This is a genomic window from Apibacter muscae, from assembly GCF_007845595.1.
Taxonomy (GTDB): domain Bacteria; phylum Bacteroidota; class Bacteroidia; order Flavobacteriales; family Weeksellaceae; genus Apibacter; species Apibacter muscae.
In genome coordinates this window covers 1-20,989 of sequence record NZ_SELI01000016.1, presented here as the reverse complement: position 1 = coordinate 20,989, position 20,989 = coordinate 1, and the positions used below count along the sequence as shown (strand labels likewise).

The following is a 20,989-nucleotide window of genomic DNA, read 5'->3' as shown; positions in this document are numbered from 1 at the left end:
AAGCAAAATTAACAAATTTAAATGAAAGTAAAATATTCTCTGTCTCTGGCTGTCTTTATTGCTGGATTATGTTCTATTGTTTATGAATTATTAATAAGTGCTACCGCTAGCTACTTTATCGGAGATAGCATCACTCAGTTTTCCATCCTTATTGGGATATATTTATTTTCCATGGGAATAGGGGCCTACCTATCTAAATATTTCAAAAATAAACCTATCCATTATTTTATTTACACAGAACTTCTTTTAGGAATTATAGGAGGATTATCCATTCCTATTCTTTACTTTATTTTTGTAACTTTCCCCATTTCGGTTTTGCAATGGAGCTGTTACACCGTTATGCTTACGATAGGACTGCTTACCGGCATGGAAGTTCCATTATTAACTTTTGCTTTTGATTCAAACAACTATAAAAATTTTTTATCCAACATTCTTTCTTTAGATTATATTGGTGGATTAATAGCCACTCTCTTATTCCCTTTTGTTCTTTTGCCTTTTCTCGGTTTATTTGAATCTTCATTAATATTTGGTATAATAAATATTGCTTTAGGAATATGGGTTTGCTTTTGCATTAGTAAAAAATTGAATTTTATTTCTCTGGCAGGGCTAATATCCATTTTATTTTTAGCCATCTTATTATCGTTTTCTAATCATTTATTAAAAAACTGGGAAGAAAAGATTTATAAAAATCCTATTATACTTAATAAACAATCACCTTATCAAAAAATTGTACTTACTGAAAATAATGAAAAAGATGTAAAATTATTTCTTAACCGACAATTACAATTTAGCTCAAAAGACGAATATAGGTACCATGAAATGCTGGTTCATATTCCTTTACTTTGGGTTCCGAAAGCTGAAAAAGTTTTAGTATTAGGCGGTGGAGAAAATTTAGCTACCCGAGAACTTTTAAAACACCCTAATATTAAACAGATTGATGTGGTAGATATTGATAATGCTATGTTTGATGTATCTAAAAATAATGCTGAAATTAGTAAGATTAATCAAAAAGCGGCCTTCAATCCAAAAGTACATTTAATCGCTGAGGATGCTTTTTTATTTTTAAAAAACTCTAAAGAATCTTTTGATTTAATTATTGCCGATCTCCCCGATCCTTCCAATGATATTTTAGCTCGTTTGTATAGTAAACAATTTTATTTATTAGTCAAAAAAAATTTAAAAAAAGAGGGAGTATTTGTTACACAATCTTGCGACGTTTATTTTACCAATAAAACTTTTAACTGTATTGTTAATACATTGGGAAATGTTTTTCAATCTACCAAACCTTATCAAACTTTTGTACCTTCTTTTGGAAATTGGGGGTTTACACTAGCAGCTGATTATCCTTTAGAAATGCCTAAAAATATAGAATTAGCTGAAAACTTATCTTATCTGGATGCTAGTTTAGTACAAAGTTCCTTCCACTTCCCTAAAGATATTCCTTTGCAGAAAACAAAAATTAATTCTTTGGATAATCCTTTTATTATTGATTATTTCCTAGAAGAATGGAAACAATGGAAAGAAAATGCAAATAGCGAATAAATAAACTCTGTACCCTCTTATCAAATACTATAATCATAAGCATTTAAATAAATTTTATATAATTCTATAAAAATTTTATCAATTAAAATTAAGGTAAAAAATCATAATAAATAGTTATTGTATACATAATTTTTATTAATTAAAGTTTTTATAATTCTCTTAATGCTTATATTTTATCTTTTTAGTCTAAAAAATTATTCATTCTTATTTTTTAAGTAAAATCTATTGTATATTTAAAATAAAAAAATAACTTTGTATAAAGTTCAAAAAGAATGAGTCAGTATGTCTTATATTTCAAGTTTTGTATGTGTTGCTCCTTATAAAGGGGTAATTTTACTATTACTTGATGTGGTAAAACATCTAAATAATAAAAAAACTCCTCAGATTAAAGTTTGAGGAGTTTTTTATGTAACAAATTTAAAAAACAACATTTCCTAGTTGAATACTAGGAATTAAAACTAAAATAAATGGATCAAAGCATTATTGATATACTAAATCAACCCAAGAGCATTAAAGAAAACTTAAAGTTTCTGAATGACAAGGTAGAAGGTAAAATTGTATTTTCTAGTAGTTTTAGTATGGAAGATCAATTAATTACCGATGCTATTTTTTCTCAAAATTTAAATAATATTGAAGTATTTACACTTGATACTGGTAGATTTTTCCAAGAAACTTATTCTGTATGGAGTAAAACTTTATTAAAATACAAATATCCGATTAAACCCTATTATCCAAATACAGAAAGTATTGAAAAATTTGTATTAGAAAAAGGAATTAATCCATTTTATGAAAGTATTGAATTAAGAAAACAATGTTGTCATATACGTAAAGTAGAACCTTTACAAAGAGCACTTAAAGATGCTACGGTATGGATTACCGGATTAAGAGCAGAGCATTCTGCTACGCGTAATAATTTAAATATAGTAGAATGGGACGAACATTACCAACTTTATAAGTACAATCCTATCTTGCATTGGAACACACAGGAGGTTGAAGATTACGTAAAACAAAACAAGGTCCCTTATAATCTTTTATACGATCAAGGCTTTGTAAGTATAGGATGCGCTCCTTGCACACGTGCCATACAAAAAGGCGAGGATTTCCGAGCTGGTAGATGGTGGTGGGAAGATGCCTCTAAAAAAGAATGCGGCCTGCATAGTTCATAATCAAAATTAATGTAATATAAAACATAATCAAATTGTAAAAAATATACCATGAGTAACTCAAAAAAATACTTAAATCAACTAGAAGACGAAGCTATTTATATACTCAGAGAAACAGCAGCTCAATTTGAGAAACCTGCATTATTATTTTCAGGAGGCAAAGACTCCATCGTTTTAGTACACCTAGCCCTTAAAGCTTTTCGCCCTGGAAAATTCCCATTCCCCTTGGTACACATAGACACTGGTCATAACTTTCCAGAAGCCATAGAATTTAGAGATTATTTAGTTAATAAAATTGGGGAGAAACTAATTGTGGGTTCTGTTGAGGAAAGTATAAAAAAATATAATTTAAAAGAAACCCAAGGCCGTTTCCCTTCTCGTAATTCTCTACAAACTTATTCTTTGCTAGACACTATACAAGAAAACAGTTTTGATGCTTGCATTGGAGGAGCTAGAAGAGATGAGGAAAAAGCACGTGCAAAAGAAAGGATCTTTTCTGTTAGAGACGATTTTGGACAATGGGATCCTAAGTTGCAACGACCGGAATTATGGGATATTTTGAATGGTAAAATTCAAAAGGATCATAACGTTCGGGTATTTCCTATCAGTAACTGGACAGAACTAGACGTTTGGAACTATATTTTAGAAAATAATATAGAACTGCCTAGTCTATATTTTGCCCATGATCGTGAATGTATCGTACACCAAGATAAACTTGTTGCTACTTCAAAATTTATACAACCTCTACCGGAAGATAAAGTTGTTATAGAAAAAGTTCGATACAGAACCGTGGGAGATATGACCTGTACAGCGGCAGTTCCGTCTAACGCATCTACTATTCAAGATATTATAGATGATATTATAAGTACAAGAATTAGTGAAAGAGGGCAAACACGATTAGATGACCAATTATCAGAAGCTGCCATGGAAGATAGAAAAAAACAAGGTTATTTTTAAGAACAATTGCACCAATAATCAACTCAAGTATTAAAAAGAAAAAGGAAATTAAATGAACACACTAAAATTTATAACTGCAGGAAATGTTGATGATGGAAAAAGTACCCTTATCGGAAGATTATTATACGATTCCGGAAGTATTCATACCGATCAACTTGGAGTTTTAAAACAACAAACCAAACAAGAAGGTGTAGAAGTTGATCTATCTTTAATCACTGATGGATTAAGAGCTGAAAGAGAGCAAGGAATCACCATTGATGTTGCTTATAAATATTTTTCTACCCATAAAAGAAAATTTATTATTGCAGATGCTCCTGGTCACGAACAATATACCCGCAACATGGTTACCGGTGCATCCAATTCAGATCTTATCATACTTTTAGTAGATGCAAGAAAAGGAATAACTACCCAAACCAAAAGACATGCAAGTATAGGTTCTTTAATGGGAATAAAAAAAGCCATAGTTACCGTAAATAAAATTGATTTAGAAAATTACTCGGAGGAAGTTTTCAATAATATTAAAAATGATTTTGAAACTATTAAAGATCATTTAGATTTCGATGAGATTATTTATATACCCATCAGCGCATTAAACGGTGATAATATCGTAGAGAAGTCTAAAAATACTCCTTGGTACGCAGGAGAAACCTTACTAAATATTTTAGAAAGTATAGAAATTCCTACACAAAAATTGAATGATGCTCGTTTCCAAGTGCAATGGGTTATACGGCCTAAAGACGATAAATATCATGATTATCGTGGTTACTCAGGTCCTGTACTAAGTGGTAATTATAAAGTTGGTGACAGGGTGAAAATACTTCCCTCAGAAATAGAAACTACTATTACAAGGATTGAAAAATTACAAGAGGAAGTTGAACAAGTTTGGGCTGGAGATAGTACAGTATTACATCTCTCTGACAATATAGATATTAGCAGAGGAGATTCCATTGTTAAGGTAGATAAATTACCTACAGCTTCCAATGAATTAAAAAGTTGGATATGCTGGTTAGATCAAAACTCTCTTCAAACAGGCAAAACTTATATTCTTCAACACCGTTTTAAATCTGTTCGAGTTAAAATACAATCCATAGATCGCAAATGGGAAGTTAACGATTGGAAATTTAGTGATGCTGATGAAATAAAATTAAACGATATCGGACAAATTTCCCTACGAACCAATCAACCCATTTTTTACGATTCCTTTAAAGAAAATCCGAAAAGTGGAAACGCAATTTTAATTGATGAAACTACTTTTAATACAGTTGGAGCATTAATGTTTTTATAAATTATTAACCTACTACTGTAATAGAATTTTTATCCATTGAGAATATAAATTAAGTTTGATCCGCCTAATAAATATGATTTCAGAAAAAAAAGGTAAAGTAATTTTAGCGGGAGCTGGCCCCGGAGATCCAGAACTCATTAGTGTGAAAGCATTAAAATATCTAAATATGGCTGATGTTATCTTAACGGATCGCTTAGTTTCTCCACAGCTAATTCAAGACCATGCTCGTAAGGATGCATTGATTATTTACGTGGGTAAACAATGTTCCAAAGGAATTCATACTCCACAAAAAGATATTAATCATCTTTTAGTTAAATACGCTAAGCAAGAAAAATTAGTTCTACGGCTAAAAGGAGGTGATGCTTCTCTTTTTTCAAATATTTTAGATGAATTAGATGAATTAGTAGCCCACAATATTCCTTATGAAATCATCCCCGGTATTTCTGCTGCATTTGGTGCTGCGGCTTATTCAGCAATACCATTAACGGCAAGGGAATACTCCAGAGCTGTACGTTTTCTTACTTTATTTGATTTAGATTCTATTACCATAGAACAATGGAAAGATTGGGCAAAAACAGAAGATACATTGGTTTTTTACATGAGTGGAAAAAAATTAAACCAACTGACCAACTACTTAATCTCCCATCAAATAGAGGACTCTAAGGGGCTAGCGATTATACAACAAGCAACCACCCCCTATCAACAAACCCAGACATTTTCATTTGGCGAGCTAAAAACAAATAAATTACCAGAATTTGAATATGTTCCTACACTTATTATTATAGGCAAAGTAGTGCATTTACATAAATCATTTGCATGGATTCAAGAAATTACAAAGACCGAATCTTATTTTGACAACCATATAACAACTCTGCAACATGCAAACTAATCATATTTTAGAATTTAAAGAACTAATTAAAAAATTTTCTAGAGACGAGCTTCTTTGGATCAATGGATACTTAAGCGGAATTTTAGAAGGAGGTGGAAATCCAACCTCTTTGGAAGCTACTCCAAGCACAAATTTAAATTCAACACCTGCTCCTTTGATTAAGCCAACCATAATCTATGGTACTGAGACTGGAAATTCTAAAAAGGTTGCTTTACAATTACAAAAATTACTAAAGCAAAATAAAATTCAGTCAAAAACCTATGATGCTTCTCAATATCCATTAGACAAACTTGAAAAAGAAAAGTTCCTTCTAATCATTATGAGTACGCAAGGAGAAGGAGAGCCTCCTGTAAGTGCTACGAATTTTTATCAATCTTTAGAGCAATCAAATGCAAACTTAAGAAATACGCAATTTTGTGTTTTAGGTTTGGGAGATAGTTCTTATCCCCTATTTTGCAAAGCTGGAGAAGATATAGATAAAAATTTAGAAAAGTTAGGAGGACAGCGTATTATAAACTTTACGCCTTCCGATGTTGACTTTATGCCAGTAGCTAAAAGTTGGTTCAATCAAATCCTTAATTTTATTCAAAATTCAGCAAGCCCAAGCTTATCAATCCAAATAGAGACCACTAAGATTGCTACATCAAATCAAAAAAAATCTTATACGGGAATTGTTAAACATAAGGTAATTCTTAATGACATAGGTTCTAATAAAGAAACCTATCATATAGAAATAGAACCGGAAGAAGAAGTTGATTTTCAACCTGGAGATGCCATAGGATTTTACCCAAAAAACAATGAGAATGAAACCATTGAAATAGCCAAACTTTTAAATGAGGAAGGTAGATCAACTGAATTTTTGACTAAAAATATCCGAGGATTATCCGGAAAATCTTTAGAAAAATTTTCGAATCTTTTTAAAATTGAGATTAAAGAATCTAAAATTGATTTAATAGACTTATTAAAAAAATATCCAAGCAATTCAGTTGATATTAATGATGTATTGAGTTTATTAAACCCCATATCTCCACGCTTATATTCCATTGCCTCTTCACCGGAAGCACACGACGGAGAGTTACATATTGCTGTTTCTTTAGACAAATTTAAGGTTGATGGACTAGTCAAAACCGGTCTATGCTCTCAATTTTTAGCAAACTATACTCTAAACGAAACCTTACCTTTCTATATACATAAAAATAATAATTTCCGGTTACCTGCAGATGATAAAGATATCATTATGATTGGTCCAGGTACTGGTATAGCTCCTTTTAGAAGTTTTATTGCTCACAGAGATGCCACTGGGGCAGAAGGACGCAATTGGTTATTCTTTGGTGAGCAACATTTTGTAAAAGATTTTTACTATCAAACAGAAATACAAGAATGGTTATCTACGGGAGTATTAACTCACTTAGATACCGCCTTCTCCAGAGATCAAAAAAATAAAATATATGTTCAAGATCGATTAAAGGAACATTCCAAAGAAATATATGATTGGATTTCAAATGGAGCTTATCTTTATATCTGCGGGCAAAAAGACCCTATGAGTTTAGATGTTGATAAAACTTTAATCGAAATTATTGAAAAGGAAGCCAATATAAGTAAAGAAGATGCTATTGCATATCTAGATGATTTAGAATTAAATGGCCGATACCAAAAAGATGTTTATTAATACTCCCTAGCCTAAAAATATTAAGAATTATGAGTCAAGAAAAATTATCACCGATTGAAATAATCAAAGAAAAAAGTGACGGCTTAAGAGGAACTTTAAAAGAAAGCCTTGCAGATAACTATACAGGTACTATACGCCCGGACGATGAAGCATTAATTAAATTTCATGGAATGTACGCTCAAGACGATCGAGACCGTAGGGAAGAAAGGGCTGCAAAAAAACTAGAAAGGCTATTTTCATTTATGATTCGTCTTAGAATTCCAGGTGGTTTAATTTCCTCCAGCCAGTGGAAAGCTATTCATGATATTTCAGAAGAACACGGAACAGGAGTTTTAAAAATTACTACGCGCCAAACCATTCAGCTGCATGGTTTATTAAAAAATGAACTTAGAACTACCATTCAAGAATTTCTAATATCTAAATTAGATTCAATTGCGGCCTGTGGAGATGTAAATAGAAATGTCATTTGTAGTGCTCACCCTCAAGTTTCTCCGCTTTTTAAAGAAATTCATGCGTATGCTGATAAAATATCTACCTTGCTTCTTCCTAAAACTCAAGCCTATTATGAAATATGGATAGATGGCGACAAGGTTTATGAAAGATCTGCGGAGGAAGACCCACTATATAAAAAAACCTATTTACCTCGAAAATTTAAGGTCGCTATTGCTATACCTCCAACTAATGACATTGATGTATTTGCCAACGATTTAGGTTTAATAGCAATTGTTAAAGATGGAGTACTTAAAGGATTTAATCTATCCATTGGTGGTGGCATGGGTGCCACTCATGGAAATGCTGATACTTATCCTAGATTAGGGACTATTATAGGATTTCTGGACACTGAAGAAAAAATTATGAAAGCCGCTTATGAAATAGTCACTATCCAAAGAGATTTTGGCAATAGAAGCGATCGAAAGTTATCTAGATTAAAATATACCTTAGATCGTATGGGAGTTGATAATTTCATAAAAGAACTTGAAAAAAGAACAGGGTTTCCTCTACTTCCTGCAGAAGAATTCAAATTTACTGAACGAACCGATAGATTTGGTTGGCTAGAAAATGATAAAAATGAATGGTTTTATACCCTATTTGTTGAACATGGAGTTATTAAGCCTTATCAAAAAAGTTTTCTCCATGAAGTAGCTTTACTAAATATTTGCGATTATAGATTTACCTGCAACCAAAATTTAATTTTAGGCTCAATTTCTAAAGAAAACAAAACAAGGATTGAGCAGTTAATTCAAAAATATAAAGTCGAAGAACAAGATAGTAATTTACGCAAAAACTCAATGGCTTGTGTTGCTCTTCCAACCTGCTCTTTAGCCTTGGCTGAAAGTCAACGCTATCTACCTCATTTGGTAACTAAGATTGAATCTATTCTAAAAAAACATAATATAAAAAATGATGCTATCAGCATACGCATGACCGGATGTCCAAACGGGTGTGCTCGCCCATATATTGCTGAAATAGGCTTAGTAGGAACTGCCCTAGGTCAATACAACTTAAGACTAGGGGGAGATCGCTTAGGCGAAAGATTAAACCTACCTTACAAAGAACACCTTAACGAATCCGAAATTCTTTTGGAGCTTGATACTTTATTAGGACAATACGTAAAAGAAAAAGAAGAAGATACATTTGGGGATTATATATATAAAAAGTTTTATACTTCATAATTATATCATACACTGCTATTAAAATTTAATCTGCATGGATAATACTTTATTTCCAATATTCTTAAAAACGGAAACATTCCGCTTTCTTATAGTAGGAGGAGGTTATGTTGGTCTTGAAAAAACGGAAACCCTTTTAAGACAAAATCCGGCTATGAATATTAAAATTATAGCAATTGAAATTTCTGAAAAACTACATAAAATTTTAAGTAAAAATCCACATATAGAATGGGAAGAAAGAGCATTTGAAAAAGAAGACCTACAAAATATTAATTTTGTTATCGCTGCTACCGACGATACAAAATTCAATCAAGAACTAAAACATTTAGCCAATGAAAAAGGGATTTTAGTTAATGCGGCTGACCAACCTGCCCTGTGTGATTTTTATTTAGGTTCAATTGTTAATAAAGGATATTTAAAAATTGCTATATCCACCAATGGAAAATCTCCAGTTTTAGCTAGAAGGTTAAGAGAATATTTAGAAAAATCAATCCCTAAAAACGTTCATGAAACCATTGAAAATTTAAATACTTATCGGAATCAACAACAAGGAGATTTAAAATCTAAGTTGGAAGCCTTAAACAAAGCTACTTCTTTATTAAGCAACGATAATAAAGAGAAGCCAAAATCAAGAGTTAATTATAAACGGTTTGCTTTTGATATAACTTTTATATTTATGGCTACATTTATAGGCTATGGCTTATCTTCATTTATAACGATTGAAGAAGCTAAATCTTATTTGCAAGATATTCCTACCATTTTCTTTATAATGCTTGCCGTTGGCTTTTTTGCACAAATGGTTGATGGAGCAGTTGGTTTAGGTTACGGAATTACCTGTACCACTAGTATGATGTTATTTGGGGTAAGTCTGCCAACCATAAGTGGTAGCATTCATATTGCTGAAATGTTTTCCAGTGGTATTAGCGGATTTTCACATTATAAGTTTGGAAACGTTAATAAAAAACTGCTATTATGGCTAGCTGTTCCAGGATGTATTGGAGCTATTAGTGGCGCCATTTTACTTATTTATTTAGGCAATGAATATGAGTCCATTGCATACGGTGTACTCGCTATTTATACCATGATTATTGGAATTAGATTAATCTTTATAGCCTTGCAAAAAAAAATACTAAAGAAAAAAATTAAACATACAGGAATCCTAGGATTCGCAGGTGGATTTTTTGATGCTTTTGGAGGTGGAGGTTGGGGACCTATTGTAACCTCAACTCTTTTATCTAAAGGTAGAAGATCTAAATATGTAGTGGGAACCGTTAGCTTGGCAGAGTTTTTTATTACACTTTCTGCTTCTATTACTTTCTTTGCTTATTTAGGCGTTAAACATTGGTATATAGTTGCTGGATTAATCATTGGCGGAACCATTGCCGCACCTATAGCTGCTCGTCTTGCAGGGAAATTACCACAAAGAACAGCCATAATTGCTGTAGCTTTTTTAGTAATTATTTTCAGTCTTCGTATTTTATACAAGTTATTTTAAAAATATATTTAGAAAAAAATATAATAATAAAAAAACTCCCATTCATGCATATGAATGGGAGTTTTTTTATTTACTCATCTTTTTTAAAGAAACTATCTACAAATTCATATTTATCAAAAGGCTGAAGATCATTCATACCCTCACCTACTCCAATATATTTCACAGGAATTTTAAATTGATCAGAAATACCAATCACAACACCTCCTTTAGCTGTACCATCTAATTTTGTAATCGCTAAGGAAGTTACTTCAGTCGCTGCTGTAAATTGCTTGGCTTGCTCAAAAGCATTCTGACCTGTAGAGCCATCTAAAACTAATAAAATCTCATGTGGCGCTTCTGGAATTACTTTCTGCATAACTCTTTTAATTTTGGAAAGTTCATTCATTAAATTCACTTTGTTATGCAATCTACCGGCAGTATCAATCAAAACAATATCCGCATTTTGTGCTTTGGCTGATTGTACTGAATCAAAAGCTACAGAAGCAGGATCAGCTCCCATTCCTTGTTTTACTATAGGAACTCCTACTCTTTCAGACCAGATGACTAATTGATCAACCGCAGCTGCTCTAAAGGTATCTGCAGCACCTAAAACCACTTTCTTCCCTTGTTGTTTAAACTGATGAGCCAATTTTCCAATGGTTGTAGTTTTACCAACTCCATTCACACCAACTACCATAATAACATAAGGCTTATCACTTTCTGGAATTTCAAAAGTAGAATCAGAACTTTTATTTTCTGCCAAAAGCTTCATAATTTCTTCTCTTAAAATTTGATCAAGCTCTGAGGTACTCATAAATTTATCTTTGGCTACTCTATCTTCAATCATTTTAATGATTTTTACCGTAGTTTCAACTCCCACATCTGAAGATATCAAAATTTCTTCCAATTCGTCCAAAACCTCGTCATCAACCTTGCTTTTCCCAGCTACCGCTCTACCTATCTTATCAAAAAAAGAACGATTGGATTTTTCTAATCCTTTATCTAAAGTTTCTTTAGTTTCTTTTCCAAAAATTTTTTTAAACCAACTCATTTATTGTTATTATGTGTAAGTAAACAAAAATAAAAAAAATCATCCACATTATAACTAATGTGGATGATTTTAAAACCTTAAAAACCTATGTTATAAAAACTATTTTTGTTTTAGAAATGCATCAATATTATCTGCATTAACTATTTTTTCTTCAAAAACGTACGCTCCTGATTTTGGAGACTTAGTCATTTTGATAACTTTAGTCATCTTTTTAGATTCAGTTCGTAACGTAGCTACAACCTTCTTAGCCATATCTTAGAATTTTATTTTATTTCTTTATGTATCGTATACTTTTTTAATACTGGATTGAATTTTTTTAATTCAATTCTCTCAGGAGTGTTTTTTTTATTTTTAGTAGTAATATAACGAGAAACCCCTGGCATACCACTTTCTTTATGCTCTGTACACTCTAAAATAACCTGTACTCTATTTCCTTTCTTTGCCATTTTTTATATTTTTTAGTCTTTGATTAAACCTTCTTTTCTAGCTCTCGCCACGGCTTCTTCAATTCCTATTTTATCAATAATTCTTAAACCATGTGCAGATACTTTTAGAATAACCCAAGCATCTTCTGACGGTATGTAGAATTTTTTTTCCATCAAATTAATTTCAAAACGTCTTTTAGTTTTGTTATTCGCGTGCGACACATTATTACCAACCATTGCACGCTTTCCAGTTATTTGACAAATTCTAGCCATTATAATTTATATTCTAAGATATTTTCGATTTTTATTTGGACTGCAAATTAACAAATAATTTCTTAGTCTTACAACTTTTCTTTTTATTTTTTATATACAGTTAAAACTAAACTATTTAATTTTTCCTCTTCTCTTTAAATTAATCTTTTCTAAAAAAAGTTTAGCAACGGTGTAGGCTAATAAGATACCTGCAATTAAATAAGATATTCTAGAAATTAAATCTCCATATTTCACATAAAAGGTTAATTCTGAATTAAAATTAACGTCTCCTTTTAAAGAACCTTTTTTTAAATATGCCAGATCTTTAACGATATCTCCTCTTTGGTTTATAAAAGCAGAAATACCACTATTGGCTGATCTTGCAATGTCTCTTCTAGTTTCAATTGCTCTCAAACGTGCATAAGCAAGGAGTTGTCTATGCCCTTCAGAATCCCCCCACCAAGAATCATTCGTCATTACAAAAATTGCATTAGCTCCATTTTTTACAAATTCAGAAACATATTCTCCATAAATACTTTCATAGCATATAATTGGAGCAATTTTTAATCCACTATTTTTAAATACTTCAGGATGATCTTGAATGCCTAAACTTTCCATACTCCCCCCAAAATTCAGCATATAATTTCCTAGAATAGGTTTTAAATAATTTGCATAAGGAAACAACTCTACTCCTACTACTAATTTAGATTTATTATAATGTTGTATTTCTGGCTCTTGGTTAATTTGTATGGCTGAATTATAAAAATCAATCCATTGATTGTATTTTTCCACATACCGTGATGATGTAGTTTGTTGTTGGTTGTAATATTCAGCTAAGGATACTCCAGAAATAAAATTTATTTGCGGATGTTTATTCAGCCAAATTTTAATTCTATTTATATAAGGATCATCTTTAAATTCATTAATTAGAATTGAACCTCTTCCTGGAAAAGCAGTCTCAGGTGCAATTACAAATCGAGTGTTTGTAGTAATTTGTTTGTCTGCTAAGTTTAGTATATCGTTTAATATAACTTCTCCATTAAGTTCATATTTTTCCTCGTAAGGATCTAAATCGGGTTGAACTAAAATAACTTCTGTTCTGTCTTCTGATTTTTCTTTATAGGATTGATAAATTAAAAATGAAATTGCTAGAGGAACCCCAATTAACAAAATAGAATAAAACAAGGGCTTCCAAAGATATACTTTTTGATGAGTAACTTGGTAAGCTCTTATGTAATAAAATATGATTAAATTAACAATTAAAACCCATAAGGTTCCTCCGAAGGTACCGGTATATTCATACCATTGTATGGCTTGAGAAAAGTTTGCAAATGCATTTCCTAAATTTAGCCATGGCCAAGACATTTCCCAGCTTAAATGAAATTTTTCAAACCCTATCCATATCACTGGAAAAAAAAACATTCCATACCAAGTCCCTGCAACCTTCTTTACAAAATGGAAGAGCAAAAATGTTATGGACATTAATAAACTATTTGAAAACAAAGGAATTAGAAAGGCTACCCATGAATTTGAACCGTCTGGATTCTTGGCATAATGAAGCCATTGTGTAGCACCATAATTCCATATTAAAAACGAAATATAGGAAAATAAGAATATTTTTAAATATGTATGTTTTTCTTTTTTTAATGTAATTTCATGTTCCAATAATAATAGCGGCACAAATGCTACAAACAAAAGAAATGGGAACCCATAAGTGGGCCAAGATAAGGCTAACAAAAGCCCACACAATATGCATTTAATAAATCTTTTCATATTGTCACAAAAATAGTTATTTTTGGATTTAGTTTAATTATATCTTTTACATGAAAAATTTACTTTTGTTATTGTTTGTGATCTGTTTACTTTCGTGTAAAACTAAAGAACCGGTTGTAAATAATACGGCATATACCACTACTGTAGGAGAGTTAGTTACAGATTTACCTAGGAGCAGAAGCATTTATTCAAATACATTTACTTCTGATTCTGACACTATAATTAATCATGAAAATATAAAGGAGATTAATCATAGTCCTCTTTCAAACCTATCAAAGACAAAGACAACCATTTCAAACGAAAGCAAATCATTGCCTACCAACAATATATATTCCTTTGAAATTAAGAACTCTAAGGGTAAAAATTCTCCTAAGAAAAATAAGAAAAAAGATAAAGATACAATTGAAAATAATAAGCGAGAAAATGAAAATGTTATTAATGAAATTTCAAGCAATAATCATGAAAGTATAGGTATTGAAACTATTGCTGGAATTGAAGCTGTTGATATAAGCACTTCTAATGATTCATCAGATATTCAAAAAAACAATGAAAAAAATAAAAATTCTACTATTCAAATATTAGATATTTCAAAATTTTCTTGGGAAGCTGGAATTCGACTAACTCAAATTGTTGACATAAGAAGTTTGCAAGAATATAAATCTGGCCATATCTTTGATGCCATAAATATAGACATTAACAGTTCAAGCTTTGTTCATCTAATTCAAAATTTAGATAAAACCAGTCCTGTAGCACTTTATGGTAGATCTGAAATGGATGAGTTGAAAGCTGCAAAAATTCTTGAAAAGAAAGGTTTTTCTATTATTTATGTTTTAGAGGGAGGTATCCATGAATGGATAAAAGCTAAAAAAGAACTGTTTAAATAATTTATTTTATAATATAACTTTTCAATATATAAATATTTCTTTAAAAATTTTACTTATAATTTTTCTATAATTAAATCTACAGATAAGCCAAACGATAATAATTTTTTCTTAAAAAATACAACTATCACTATCGAATGTAATGCAGATGAATACTTATTAAATCCAGAAAAAACAGATGTTATTTCTGAACTGGAAAATTAAACCTATTTAAATTTTAAAAACTTTGTCTGATTTATGGATTCACAAACACAAATAAAATGTCCCAATTGTTCCACTGAAATTAATGTAAATGATTTGTTGAAACATCAACTGGAAGAATCAATAAAACAGGATTATAAAGAAAAACTATCAATTTTTCAAAAGGAAATTCAAAAGAAAAATCTTTTATTAGAAAAAGAAAAGGAGGAATTTGAAGCAAAAAAGAAAAAAGAAAACGAACTTTTCCAAGAAAGACTTAGTAAAATTACTAAAGAAAAAAGTTTAGAAATTGAAACCCATCTTAAACAAAAACTTGAAATTGAAAATCAGGAACGGATCTCTCTCTACGAGAAACAACTAAAAGAAAACTCAGAAAAACTACAAGGGCTTTACAAAATGGAAGCTGAAATTTCTAAACTTACTCGTGAAAAGGAAGAAATGAAGGTAATGATTGAAGCAGAAGCTCAAAAAAAATTGAATGAAGAAATTTCTGTTGAAAGAGAAAAAATAAGGAAGCAAGAAACTGAAAAAAATGAGCTTCGTATAAAAGAGCTACAAAAACAGCTGGAAGATCAAAAGAAATTAACTGAGGAGATGAAGCGTAAACAAGAACAAGGTTCCATGCAACTGCAAGGGGAAGTTCAAGAACTTGCTATGGAGGAATGGTTGTCTTTCAATTTCCCATTAGATACTATTGATGAAATAAAAAAAGGTGTTCGCGGAGCAGATTGCTTACAAATAGTTAACACCCGAGAACTACAAAACTGTGGATCAATTTATTACGAAAGTAAACGTACGAAGGAATTCCAAAACAATTGGATTGAAAAGTTCAAAAATGACATAAGAGAAAAAAAAGCAGATATTGGTGTTTTAGTTACTGAAGTTATGCCTTCAGACATGGAACGCATGGGCATGAAAGAGGGAATCTGGATTTGTACTTATGATGAATTTAAGGGGCTTAGTGCTGTATTAAGACATTCTATAGTTCAATTTAGTATTTTAAGACATTCTCAAGAAAATAAAGGAGACAAAATGGAAATGCTTTATGATTTCTTAACTGGTACAGATTTTAGACTTCGGATTGAAGGAATTGTTGAAGGTTTCAGTCAAATGCAAGAGGATCTTGCTAAGGAAAAGAGAGCTATGATGAACATTTGGACAAAAAGAGAAAAGCAGATAAATAAAGTAATTGAAAATACAATTGCTATGTATGGTTCTATAAAGGGGATTGCTGGAAATGCAATTCAAAAAATAAAGGCTCTTGAACTAGATACCAATGAAGAAATAGATTTTGAAGGTTAGAAAATCATAACCTTCTTTAATATTGCTCCCAACAACTAGAGTGTTTAAATTATAATGGATTAAATCTTCATGATATACCAAAATACTACTTAGTTTTGTGAAGATAATTGTGTTGTCTGCTAATACAATTAAACTTATATTTGTAAACTCTTCGGTATACTAACCCTTTAAAAATTTTAGGTTTATGGAAAAAAATATCTTTGAAGGAAATCTTATAGAAGATCTTCACCCTAATGATATTGCAGATCAACTTGAAGAATTATCTGAAAAAGACCGAATTTTAAACTTTTTTCTTCTCCCTCGCACCCAAAAAACAGAAGTATTTACTTATCTGGATCCTAAAGTTCAACAAGAGTTATTGGAAGGTTTAGGTAAAAAAGATATAGCAGATCTTTTGAATGGTATGGCGCCAGATGATAGAACTGAATTTTTTATTGATTTGCCGGATGATCTTATTAAAAGCACTATTAATTTATTAGATGAAAAGGAGCGTAAAACTGCACTACAATTACTAGGATACCCTGAAGATAGTGTAGGTCGTTTAATGACTCCTAATTATATACAGGCTAAAAAAAATTGGACGGTAGAATATACATTACAACATATAAAAAGATTTGGAAGAAAAGCGGAAACTTTAAATTTTATATATATTGTTGATGAACATGATAAATTGCTAGATGATATAAAAATTGGAAAGTTATTACTCGCAGATAGTGATACAAAAATTGAAGAACTTTGTGACGATAATTTTATTGCTCTTAAAAGCATGATGAACCAAGAGGAGGCCATTCATATCTTTGAAGACTATGATAGAACTGCGCTTCCCGTAATTTCAGACACAGGTATTCTTGTTGGAATTGTAACGGTTGATGATATTTTGGATATTGTTAAAGAAAGAGATACGGAAGATATTCAAAAATTTGGGGGTGTTGAAGCCCTAGATATTCCTTATAGAGATACCCCTTTGCTAACTCTTTTTCAAAAAAGAGCCGGTTGGTTAATCATTTTATTTTTAGGAGAAATGCTGACGGCTAGTGCTATGGTTCATTTTGAAGATGAATTAGAAAAGGCAGTTGTGTTAGCACTTTTTGTGCCTCTTATAATCTCAAGTGGAGGAAATTCAGGATCTCAAGCGGCAACGCTAATTATCCGTGCCATGGCACTAAAGGAAATAGGTCTTAAGGATTGGTGGTATGTTATGAAGAAAGAAATTTTTTCAGGCTTATTGCTAGGGCTTACCTTAGGTATAATTGGATTTACAAGAATTGTAATTTGGCAAGGGTTAAACTTTTACGATTACGGACCACACTGGATTTTAATTGGTAGCACTGTTGCATGTTCTCTCTTAGGTATTGTTCTTTGGGGCACTTTGTCTGGCTCTATGGTGCCGTTTATTTTAAGATTATTTAAACTTGATCCAGCAACCTCCTCAGCTCCATTTGTGGCTACATTGGTTGATGTTACAGGCTTAATTATATATTTTTCAATTGCATCTCTATTTTTAAAAGAAATTTTATTATAATTTATTACTCTATTTTTTTTAAATAGGTAAGACTGTAATTTGGCAATAATTCGGGATGTAAAACTTTGATTACATCTGCTAAAATTTTATCTGCAAAGATGTTACCCATTTCGTAGTAATCATTGGCTAAATTTGAATTTTCTTTATTATTAAAAGCATAAACATCATTGTTTTTGTATGCTTTAAATTGCTTATAATATAAATTGGAGTTTTCAATCTCTCTTTTATCTTTAAAATTACTAGCTCCTATCCAGTAATTAGCATTTTTAGCTTTTATAAATACTTCTTCAAAACTTAGCGGAATTGTTCCTGTCTTAGCAACATCTTCCCACAAGTATTTACCACCTGCATCTCTAAAAATTTGAGCAATAAAACTTTTACCGCCTGCCATATACCAAGAATCTCCGTACATAATATTAGTAAAGACTGTTGGTCTGTAACTAATATTTTGCGTTTTGTTTTTTAATTCATAATAATTTTTTTTAATATTATTATAAATACTATCAGCCCTAGCATTTTGATTAAATAAATATCCAAACAGTTTTAAATACTCCATTTTCCCTAAAGGATGTTGCTCATTAAACTCTTCAACGTAAAGAACTTTAATTCCCTGTTTAGCCAATTGATTTAGGATTTTTTCATGATTAGCATTTTGCGAAGTTATAATGATGTCAGGTTTTAGTTTGATGATTTTTTCATAATTTAAATTAGCATCATTGCCTATATCCAGAATACTCCCAGACTTTATTCCTTCAGAAATTTTAGAATTATAAAAATAATTGGGAGATGAAACTCCAACTATAGTATTGAACTCACCTAAAATATCTATATAAGCAGATGAGGAAGTATTGGTAATAATACATCTATTAATTTTGAATCCTTTAGGAAAATGGGTAATTTTATTTGCAGAATGAATCAGTATTTCTTCAGCTTCTGAATTTATATGGAAATTTTGCGCATATTCATTTTTTTTAACACCATGAATAAACTCACTTCCCTTTTCTCTTTTACAAGATATTGTAACTAATAAAAATAATATTAAATATAAATAATGACGCATAATTTTATTGAATTTAGAAGTTATTCAGGTATTTTATAACACTTAAAATTCATTTTAAAAATAATTATTAATTTTCAAATAATTAAATAATAAACTAAATATTAACCGAAACAAAAATTCACCCCCAAAAGACTTATTCTCTTTTCTCGAAAACCTACCTTTTTTAGGCTCTTACCAAGAGTTAGGTTTTACTCTCAAATTCCTCTGTAAAGGAATCCAAACAGCTCTTATTATGGATAACTCCTACCCCACATAAACATTAGGATATTTACAATATCTTACAGCTTTTACGCACTCTCATCCCGCATAGCGAATGGGAACTGCTGGATAAGTTAAATAAAATGGATTAAAACAAAAAAACCCGCTTATTAGCGGGGGTTTTTTTAATTGTTTTTAAAATTGAAATTCTCTTTCTCTCTATATTCATACCAATTATCAAAATTCATTAAATGCTCTATTGTTATCTCCTCTAGTCTGATACCTATCTTTGTATAATCTATAAAAATTATTGTCTTATTAAATTTAATAGCTACATTATAAAAATTTTTAATAATTAACTTTATTGATTCATATGAAATTTCCTTAAGCCCTACTACCATAATATCATTAACTTGTGTTTCTTTAAGAATAATATAAACCAGTTTATTGAAAAAATCTTCTATTTTGCTATTTTTTATATCATCTATTTCATATTTAACTAATAAATTTTCGTATACCTTTTCTTCAATATTAACATCTCCAATTTTTATATCTCTATGAAATAATCCCGTATTAATATATTTTTGGATATCATTATTTAATTTTTCAAGTAAAGAATATTCGGGATAGAATAAAACATATTCTCTATTTAATTTAATGTTAAAATCTCCATTTAATGCTTTTATTACCACTTTTTAATAAATTATTTGGTTGGAAGATCATAAGTTTTAAGATTATCAATTCTAGGATTTCTAGGAGTCCAATTACCTTTATTAATAAGTGAATCTACATATTTAAAATCCCCTGATTCTAATCCATATTTTAATGCTGCATTCATTTTATGATTGTCTTCATTTAAGTAATATTTACCATCAAACTTATATCCACCAGCACCAACTTCTTTATAAGATCCATTTTTCATTTGATTATAATATTTATCAACTATACTAGGATTAATTCCTTTTTGAGTACTATAAATTCCATTTTTTTGAGCCATATTTAATATTGACTCTTCACTAGAAGCAATAATACCAATACCTGTTGTTTTAACAGCCCCTGTTACTTTAAATTGCCCTGCAAACAATAATGCACTAGTAGCAGTCACACTCTCCCAATACTCTGCAGTACCCATCTTAGATACTAAAGAACTAAACTGGTCATTAATAGGAGTATTAAAAGTATTATAGGTCATTTCCCATAAATTTCTCATCCCTGCCATTTCAACATCCAAAATATTACCAAATTGACCTCTATAAGCTGATTGCCCATAATAACTTAATGTATTTGCCATTCCTATGAATCCATTCCATATATTTATGGCAGAGTTATTGGCAAATGTCCATGTATTCAATCCCCAGTTACTTCCATAATTACCTTTAGGTATGGATGATATCAACCAAAAACCTCCATCTACTCTTTTAAATTGATTCCCATCAGGATCTATATAAATTACAGGATTTTGTCTGCTAAATGAATAGGCTGCTAAATTGAAGGAATTCTGCACCCCTCCATCGTGATTTCCATCTAAATAATATCCATTAATTAATGGTGCATCCACACTCAACCACACGGATTCCCTTGGATTGTAGTACCTAGCCCCGTAATAGTATAATCCCGTCTCTGCTCCATTTTTTTACTTTCGCCTTCATCCTCCTTTACTCGCGCGTGCTTTCTC

General features: G+C 30.8%; 19 protein-coding genes. 11 read left to right on the top strand and 8 right to left on the bottom strand.

The window, feature by feature from the left end; all coding sequences use genetic code 11:
* Positions 1-21 precede the first annotated feature (21 nt).
* From ETU10_RS03035 to ETU10_RS03000, 8 genes are all read left to right on the top strand, one after another.
* The gene (locus ETU10_RS03035; protein ID WP_146309796.1) at positions 22-1,542 is read left to right on the top strand and encodes a polyamine aminopropyltransferase; all 1,521 of its coding nucleotides are present in this window, start codon (positions 22-24) and stop codon (positions 1,540-1,542) included.
* Between the two features lie 467 nt (positions 1,543-2,009).
* Positions 2,010-2,708 carry a phosphoadenylyl-sulfate reductase gene (locus ETU10_RS03030; protein ID WP_146309794.1) on the top strand — a complete coding sequence of 233 codons (699 nt, stop codon included), beginning with the start codon at positions 2,010-2,012 and terminating at the stop codon, positions 2,706-2,708.
* Between the two features lie 48 nt (positions 2,709-2,756).
* Positions 2,757-3,662: a sulfate adenylyltransferase subunit CysD gene (gene cysD / locus ETU10_RS03025; RefSeq protein WP_146309792.1), complete on the top strand. Its 906-nt coding sequence runs from the start codon at positions 2,757-2,759 to the stop codon at positions 3,660-3,662.
* Positions 3,663-3,714: 52 nt separating this feature from the next.
* A complete protein-coding gene (locus ETU10_RS03020; RefSeq protein ID WP_146309790.1) occupies positions 3,715-4,947 on the top strand; it encodes a sulfate adenylyltransferase subunit 1 in 1,233 nt (410 codons plus the stop codon).
* A gap of 73 nt (positions 4,948-5,020) precedes the next feature.
* Positions 5,021-5,836: a uroporphyrinogen-III C-methyltransferase gene (cobA, locus tag ETU10_RS03015; RefSeq protein ID WP_146309788.1), complete on the top strand. Its 816-nt coding sequence runs from the start codon at positions 5,021-5,023 to the stop codon at positions 5,834-5,836.
* Entirely contained in the window at positions 5,826-7,505 is a 1,680-nt protein-coding gene (locus tag ETU10_RS03010; protein WP_146309786.1) for a diflavin oxidoreductase, read from the top strand. Before cobA ends, ETU10_RS03010 begins: the two co-directional genes overlap by 11 nt.
* 29 nt (positions 7,506-7,534) lie before the next feature.
* Entirely contained in the window at positions 7,535-9,178 is a 1,644-nt protein-coding gene (locus ETU10_RS03005; protein ID WP_146309784.1) for an NADPH-dependent assimilatory sulfite reductase hemoprotein subunit, read from the top strand.
* Between the two features lie 34 nt (positions 9,179-9,212).
* Positions 9,213-10,670, top strand: coding sequence for a TSUP family transporter (locus tag ETU10_RS03000; RefSeq protein WP_146262207.1), 1,458 nt, complete (start codon positions 9,213-9,215; stop codon positions 10,668-10,670).
* Positions 10,671-10,740: 70 nt separating this feature from the next.
* Here the strand turns inward: ETU10_RS03000 and ftsY are convergent, their stop codons facing one another.
* The 5 genes from ftsY to lnt form a co-directional block, all read right to left on the bottom strand.
* Positions 10,741-11,700 carry a signal recognition particle-docking protein FtsY gene (ftsY, locus tag ETU10_RS02995; RefSeq protein ID WP_146309782.1) on the bottom strand — a complete coding sequence of 320 codons (960 nt, stop codon included), beginning with the start codon at positions 11,698-11,700 and terminating at the stop codon, positions 10,741-10,743.
* Positions 11,701-11,799: 99 nt separating this feature from the next.
* The gene (locus tag ETU10_RS02990; protein WP_146309780.1) at positions 11,800-11,952 is read right to left on the bottom strand and encodes a DUF4295 domain-containing protein; all 153 of its coding nucleotides are present in this window, start codon (positions 11,950-11,952) and stop codon (positions 11,800-11,802) included.
* Between the two features lie 11 nt (positions 11,953-11,963).
* Complete coding sequence (rpmG, locus tag ETU10_RS02985; protein ID WP_055425117.1) at positions 11,964-12,146, bottom strand: 50S ribosomal protein L33; 183 nt, start codon at positions 12,144-12,146, stop codon at positions 11,964-11,966.
* Positions 12,147-12,158: 12 nt separating this feature from the next.
* The gene (gene rpmB, locus ETU10_RS02980; RefSeq protein WP_146262210.1) at positions 12,159-12,398 is read right to left on the bottom strand and encodes a 50S ribosomal protein L28; all 240 of its coding nucleotides are present in this window, start codon (positions 12,396-12,398) and stop codon (positions 12,159-12,161) included.
* A 111-nt stretch (positions 12,399-12,509) separates the two neighbouring features.
* The gene (lnt, locus tag ETU10_RS02975) at positions 12,510-14,150 is read right to left on the bottom strand and encodes an apolipoprotein N-acyltransferase (RefSeq protein WP_146309778.1); all 1,641 of its coding nucleotides are present in this window, start codon (positions 14,148-14,150) and stop codon (positions 12,510-12,512) included.
* 50 nt (positions 14,151-14,200) lie between these two features.
* Between lnt and ETU10_RS02970 the strand changes: the two genes are divergently transcribed.
* From ETU10_RS02970 to mgtE, 3 genes are all read left to right on the top strand, one after another.
* Positions 14,201-15,034: a rhodanese-like domain-containing protein gene (locus ETU10_RS02970; RefSeq protein ID WP_146309776.1), complete on the top strand. Its 834-nt coding sequence runs from the start codon at positions 14,201-14,203 to the stop codon at positions 15,032-15,034.
* Positions 15,035-15,268: 234 nt separating this feature from the next.
* The gene (locus tag ETU10_RS02965; protein ID WP_146309773.1) at positions 15,269-16,534 is read left to right on the top strand and encodes a DUF2130 domain-containing protein; all 1,266 of its coding nucleotides are present in this window, start codon (positions 15,269-15,271) and stop codon (positions 16,532-16,534) included.
* 184 nt (positions 16,535-16,718) lie between these two features.
* Positions 16,719-18,056, top strand: coding sequence for a magnesium transporter (gene mgtE / locus ETU10_RS02960; protein WP_146309771.1), 1,338 nt, complete (start codon positions 16,719-16,721; stop codon positions 18,054-18,056).
* A gap of 4 nt (positions 18,057-18,060) precedes the next feature.
* On the opposite strand, the gene ETU10_RS02955 is transcribed toward mgtE, so the two are convergent.
* The 3 genes from ETU10_RS02955 to ETU10_RS02945 all read right to left on the bottom strand — a co-directional run bounded on the left by ETU10_RS02955 (position 18,061) and on the right by ETU10_RS02945 (position 20,884).
* On the bottom strand, positions 18,061-19,116 hold the full coding sequence (locus ETU10_RS02955) for an ABC transporter substrate-binding protein (protein WP_146309769.1): 1,056 nt from the start codon (positions 19,114-19,116) through the stop codon (positions 18,061-18,063).
* 383 nt (positions 19,117-19,499) lie between these two features.
* Positions 19,500-20,006 carry a hypothetical protein gene (locus ETU10_RS02950; protein ID WP_146309767.1) on the bottom strand — a complete coding sequence of 169 codons (507 nt, stop codon included), beginning with the start codon at positions 20,004-20,006 and terminating at the stop codon, positions 19,500-19,502.
* Positions 20,007-20,017: 11 nt separating this feature from the next.
* Positions 20,018-20,884, bottom strand: coding sequence for a hypothetical protein (locus ETU10_RS02945; RefSeq protein WP_246118413.1), 867 nt, complete (start codon positions 20,882-20,884; stop codon positions 20,018-20,020).
* Positions 20,885-20,989 lie beyond the last annotated feature (105 nt).